At 57.2% G+C, this 5,862-nt stretch carries 5 protein-coding genes and 1 pseudogene; 3 read left to right on the forward strand and 3 right to left on the reverse strand.

Features of this window, described 5'->3' with window-relative positions; translation table 11 throughout:
• On the reverse strand, positions 1–258 hold a 258-nt coding region (locus IVB32_RS31420; RefSeq protein WP_276576787.1), incomplete at its 3' end, for an Ada metal-binding domain-containing protein.
• Between the two features lie 130 nt (positions 259–388).
• On the opposite strand from IVB32_RS31420, the gene IVB32_RS31425 reads away from it, so the two are divergent.
• Positions 389–808 carry a nuclear transport factor 2 family protein gene (locus IVB32_RS31425; RefSeq protein ID WP_247412624.1) on the forward strand — a complete coding sequence of 140 codons (420 nt, stop codon included), beginning with the start codon at positions 389–391 and terminating at the stop codon, positions 806–808.
• 151 nt (positions 809–959) lie between these two features.
• Here the strand turns inward: IVB32_RS31425 and IVB32_RS31430 are convergent, their stop codons facing one another.
• Positions 960–1,304 carry a hypothetical protein gene (locus IVB32_RS31430; RefSeq protein WP_247412625.1) on the reverse strand — a complete coding sequence of 115 codons (345 nt, stop codon included), beginning with the start codon at positions 1,302–1,304 and terminating at the stop codon, positions 960–962.
• A gap of 44 nt (positions 1,305–1,348) precedes the next feature.
• Complete coding sequence (locus tag IVB32_RS31435) at positions 1,349–1,867, reverse strand: hypothetical protein (RefSeq protein WP_346731121.1); 519 nt, start codon at positions 1,865–1,867, stop codon at positions 1,349–1,351.
• 419 nt (positions 1,868–2,286) lie between these two features.
• Here IVB32_RS31435 and IVB32_RS31440 point away from each other — a divergent pair, with 419 nt between their 5' ends.
• Both IVB32_RS31440 and IVB32_RS31445 read left to right on the forward strand, forming a co-directional pair.
• Entirely contained in the window at positions 2,287–3,870 is a 1,584-nt protein-coding gene (locus tag IVB32_RS31440) for a winged helix-turn-helix domain-containing tetratricopeptide repeat protein (protein ID WP_247412627.1), read from the forward strand.
• 1,765 nt (positions 3,871–5,635) lie between these two features.
• Positions 5,636–5,862: pseudogene (locus IVB32_RS31445) on the forward strand (integrase); the annotation flags it as partial.

Genomic DNA, 5,862 nt, shown 5'->3' on the forward strand with positions numbered 1-5,862 from the left:
CGCGACTGTCGAACGCGTGCCATTCCAGGCAGCACAGAAGGGCGCGGTCTCCGGACGGCAACGCAGGCAAGGTCGGTACCCCGCAGCCTCGGCGGCCGCTGCAGTTTGATAGTAGGCCACGTTACGGGTCAACGGCTGCTTCACCGGGCAAACTGGGCGGCAGTAGATTCCCGTGGTCTTCACTGCCGTGTAGAAACGGCCGTCATAGCGGGGATCGCGCTGCAAGCGCGCGGTGTTGCATACCTCAAAACTGAGCATGACTCATTTTACCGCAGGCCGCAGCCAGAAGAATAGCCCTGAGATGATCAGGTCCGATTCCGGCCAGCGATATCGGTGCGCCCTTCTTATAGAGAAGGTCCAAATTCGCTGAGCACTTGGAGAAGCAAAAATGAACAGCACGAATCCTAAAGAGATCGTCATCAATGCCTGGAAGACTTTTAAAACCCGTGATGCCCAGTTGATCGCGGAGCTGTTTACTCCCGATGCCGAATGGATCGCACCGGCTGGAAATGCCACGGCGGTCGCTCTCAAACACACCGACCACATGATTGGACCGGACCAAATCGCACACTTTATTGCCTCGGAAATGCATCATCTGTTCTCGAACGTCGACATCTCGTTTCGCGGCATTCATGCCGATGGCGATACTGTGATCGTCGAGGAGCGAATGCGAGCCACTCTTCCTGGAGGCAAGCCCTACGAGAATGACTATTGCTTCGCTTTTGTCCTTTCCGGCGAGCGGATCAAGCTGGTTCGCGAATACATGGACACCCGAAAGGGCTGGCAGATGATTTTCGAGCCACTTTAAAGGCTGCTTTGGGTCACAGGCTGACTTCCGCGCCGAATTGACTGGGTCGGCTTAAGCTCCTGAAGGCGGACATAGAGCGGTAAAGCGGAGGTCGGCAACGGGCCAGAAGCGGTCAAAGCACGCTTGTTCCATCATCGCGCGCTGCAAAGAGTCAACTCATGCTCCCCGGGATGAAGCAGCGGACACGAGGATGGCCATCGACATAGTGCTTCCAGACCAGTGTCCGACCGGCAAGATTGGGTTGCTTGATGAGAGCGCCGTCTGGCACAAGCACCCATTCGTCATCGATGCGAACGCGATATTGTCCGTGATCGGACTTCCAGTTCGGTTCGGAGACCACGTAGGCGTCAGAATCCTCACAGCACTTCCCGAATTCACTCTGCAGACTCTCGAACCAGGGCTTGAGCGGTGAATTAGCATAGCGACCGTCATCTCGCGCAATCGTCGCGGTCGTGAACGGCAGCAGCAGACAGATCGGAATCGCCATCTGCTGCATCGCTCTTATCGCATGCATTTGCTGACCTCGGCTATCTTGGAATGTCACTTTCGAACCAGCGCCGCTGGCGTCGTGGGCAAGGAGCGCAGGAATACGAAGCGGGAGCCCACCGGTATTTCCGCATCGGCGTGACCATCCTGACCGATGAGAATGAGACCCGCTCCCCCATTGGCCACGGTCAGGATGACGTCTTCACCTGGCCATGTCCGGACCGGCTTCATGCCGATAATAAGAAACTCACCGACGGGCTGGTCCAGATATTGAAGTCTAAGCTGAGGAGCGATTTCGGGCGGAGCAAGCTCGAAGCCCAGTTGCTGCGCGTGCTCGTAGATTTGCCGCAACAACGCGGTCTCACCCTCGAAACCCAGCTCGGCCGCAGATACCGTCAGAAGCTCTACCGCAGTTCTGGTGCCGCTGACGGTAAATGCCGGCCGAGCAAGAAGCGCCGCAGCCGAGTCACCGGCGCTGCAACCAATCGCTCTCAGCGCGGTGAGAAGAGCAAACGTGTCGGGGAAATTCCCGATGGTTATCGTTTTCCATCCAGCAACGTCCGAAACGGACATAACTGAAGCGTTTGCTCTCGGGACAATGGGCGCCGCCTTATGCGTCAACTGCCTCTGTAACACATCGCGCGCCGCGCATTGAGCGCTAACGTGCTTCGCGGATGCGAGAATGCACACGACACAGAGCGAAAGCATCGCCGCTACCCCCCCACCTGACGAACGATGTGAGGTCGCGGCTATTCGCCGCCCGGCGGCGTGGTCGGCTTCGCCGCACGCAGCGTCCGTTATCGCAACGATTCCCCTCATGATGACCTCCCTCCAAATGCGAGAGCGGCAAGCCGTAGCAACTGCTCAGCCGTGCACCAGGATGCTCCGAGGTCATCGGAAACGCTTTACAAACGGCTTCCATTCTTCTTACCGTCTGCTTACATCGGAACTCGGTGAACGGGGCACGGGACCCCACGCTTGGGAGGAGGCGTTTGCTTTACTCCTTTTCGGACTTCACGCTGGATACGGACCGGCGGGAGCTGCGGCGGGGAGCCGAGGCGATCTCTGTTGCGCCACAGGTTTTTGATCTTCTGATCTATTTGGTCCGCAACAGGGAGCGCGTGGTCAGCAAGGATGACCTTGTCCGCGCGGTCTGGGGCGGCCGCATCGTTTCCGATGCTGCGGTTACAACCCGTATCAACGCCGTCCGGCGGTCGGTCGGCGACTCGGGTGAGAAGCAGCTTTTGATCAAGACGCTGCAGCGCAAGGGTTTTCGCTTCGTGGGTACTGTGCAGGAAGAAAGGCGCGGAAGCCCAGCTGAGCAGACCGGTTCCGCGACGCTTGTTGGCGCGGCTGCAGAGACGCCACCTTCAGCACCACGCCTTTCCATCGTCGTGCTGCCATTCGCCAACCTCAGCGGTGATCCATCCCAAGACTACTTCGTCGATGGTGTGACCGAGAGTCTGACCACGGACTTGTCACGCATCTCGGGAGCGTTCGTGATCGGCCGACATACCGCATTCACCTACAAGAATAAGGCGGTCGATCTCAGAATGATCGGATGCGAGTTGAACGTCCGCTACGTGCTCGAAGGCTCGGTGCAGCGCAGCGACAATCAACTTCGGGTCAATGTGCAACTGGTCGACGCGGAAACGGGTCATCATCTCTGGGCCGAACGGTTCGACAAGCCCGTGGCCGATCTGTTCGATATGCAGGACGAAATCGTCTCCCGGCTCGCTCAGGCACTGGAGGCGCAGCTGCTGGCTGCAGAGGCACAACGATCAGAAACGACACCCAGTCCTGACGCCATGGACCTGTATTTCCTGGGACGAGCGAGCTTCAATAAGGGGCACACTGCCGAGAACTTGTCGCGAGCACGTAGCTTTTTCCAGCGTGCCCTGTCGCTCGATTCCGGAAATATCCCTACGCTTGTATCGATGGCCTTGGTTGACCTGACCACGGTTGGCGGTTTTCTTGCTGACGACCGCTCCGGGCACCTCGCGGCCGCAGAGGCGAATCTGGTCATAGCGTTGTCCTTGTCTCCACGTGACGCCAGCGCGCTTGCACTCCTTGGCGTGGCCAAGATTCTTTCAAATCGGGCTGCGGAAGGCATCCTTGAATGTGAACAAGCGTTGGCACTCGATCGAAATCTGGCTTATGCGCACGCATGCATTGGCGTCGGCAAGAATTACATCGGCCGTGCCGCAGAAACTGAGGGCCACATCCAACAGGCTCTCCGACTGTCCCCTCGGGACATCGGCGCCTTTTGGTGGATGATGTTCGCAGGTAACGCCAAATCGTTTCTCGGTGCCTACGCGGAGGCAGTGGTCTGGCTGCGTCGGAGCATCGATACTAACCGGAATATGCCCTTTGCACACTTCAACTTGGCCGCCGCGCTGGCCCAGTTGGGACGTTCGGAGGAAGCGCGAGTTGCGGCGAAAATGGGGCTTACGCTAGATCCGAGCTTCACGCTGCGTCGCTTTCGTGCCAATGCGCCGAGTGACCATCCAACTTTTCTTGCCGGCCGCGAGGGCATCTACCAGGGCATGCGTATGGCTGGGGTGCCCGAGGGCTGATGTCCGAAGTGGCTCACGAGCTGACCTCAGTAAGGTAAGCCTATGGGAAGGTCTGGGCTTTGCCGGTATTGCTTTGGTTCCCGATTTTCTCCTGTTGCTCGCAGCCATCCCGCTCGCCGTGCGTGGCATTTTGAGAATACTTCGACTCTAAGGGATGGCTGCCAAATCGATCTGACGTTTCTGAGTAATCCTCTGCCGAGATTTCCGCTAAGGGTCAAAGGCGGCGGTCCGCACCGGCGGCGATGACTTCTGCTCTACCCCCGACTCCAGACCTGCCGCTGCACTGCGCCAACCGACGCAATGGGCCATAACCGGACGTTCGGAATGCCTCGTCATTGCTTCGGCTCGTTCTGCCTCCTGGCCGCAGAGACATCTGATACTCGCGCACTGATCGGCAATCCGTGCTGCCTTAGAACGCTCCAACCTGCCCATAGCCCAATCAGGCCCCAAAGTCCGGCTGCGGGAAGAACCCAAGTCATTCGTCGAGCGCCCAACGCTACGGCGATGGTTGCACAAAATACCGCAACCAAGATGCCGAGAAGTACGTATGGCCAGTTGCGTACGATCCCGTCCAATCCCCTTCGCGCGATGAGAGATACTGCCAGCACCCCGAAGGCGCTCATGATCAACAGCAGAACATTGCCGCCAATGTCGAGCGCGATGTTCAGCTGAGGCGCGGCCGATCGAACCAATAGCAAATGTTCCCAAAGTCGAATGCCTGAAGCATAAGCCATGAGGAGGCAAAATAGTCCAAACGCAAAGCCGATAGTCTTCAGGAGGTTTCTAGTCGTTTGTACTTCCACCGAGACGGTCCAGAGTTTACCCGCATGCAGCTCTTAGTTGTCAGACAAAAGTGACTAAGACTTGGTAACGAAGTGCGTCCGAATTCAATCGAAGTCCGATATGGGTCAAAATGCGAAGAACTCGACCTGAGCAAATCTTGTCCGCCATGCCTCAATAAGCGGACCTCGTGGAGCGATGCTGCCACTTCGCCGAAGGGCCAGAAGCTGACTTATTGGTCTGCAAACCCTAATCGGCAGAGAGCTGCCTACTGAGAGGTCGTCGTGCTACTTTAGCGGGCATGTCGCCTTTCAGCATTCGTTCCACCCTTATGCTCGGTCTCGTCGTCGCGGGCACGTCAAGCGCGTACATGTTTCTCGGCCTCAGCCTCGTCGTGGTACTGATAGCCTTAGGCTTAGCCTGCCTTGTATACATTCCGTTCGCTAAGCGATACGGATGGGGTAATGAGGGGCGTCTCACGAGACATCTCAGTCGTCCGCCATTCGAAGACGAAAGCCGCAGAGCCGGTTAAACCGCGAGAGCGTATGTATCCTGAAGGAACAGGATGACTGTTTCAGACGAAGTCCGAGTTTGGCGATTTCGAGTGCGAGGCTTTGCGGTTGCTGGAGTTGTATGTCTCGCCCTGATTTTCTTTCTGAAGATTTTCGATCCAACCGAGTTCGCGAAAAGCGTCATTCTTCCGCTTGTCCTGCTTTTCGTCTTCCTTTTGCTGTGCGGGACATATTGCACCCGCCGGTATTGGAAACATTTCAGAGAAGATGAAGTACGACGCGGCGGATCAGAAGAAACCGCGCGTGCAAAATGGCATAGAATGCACCCGCCTCTTGGCTAGATGCTGGTGGTCCGCTTCGGGTCAAATTGCGACCTCTAGTCATCGAATTGGACCTAAGTACGCCTCCTGTGGTCCGAAAGCCGACGTAAGAGAGTTCGAAACTGACCAGCCTCATCAACTGAGGAGGTCATCATGACCGATGTCTCAAAATCCGCAGAGAACGTTCAAAAGCGCGTCCCGTGGAACAAGGGTAAGGTCGTTGGCGCTAAGCCGCCACTTCGGCCGAAGCACGTTTGGTCTATCCGGACGAAGCTCCAGGTTGAGGGGCGAATCCTTGATCTGGCGTTGTTCAACATCGCAATCGACAGCAAGCTTCGTGGGTGCGACGTGGTGGGCCTGAAAGTCGATGACGTGGCATC

It is taken from the genome of Bradyrhizobium sp. 23, assembly GCF_023073295.1.
GTDB classification, from domain to species: Bacteria; Pseudomonadota; Alphaproteobacteria; order Rhizobiales; family Xanthobacteraceae; genus Bradyrhizobium; species Bradyrhizobium canariense_D.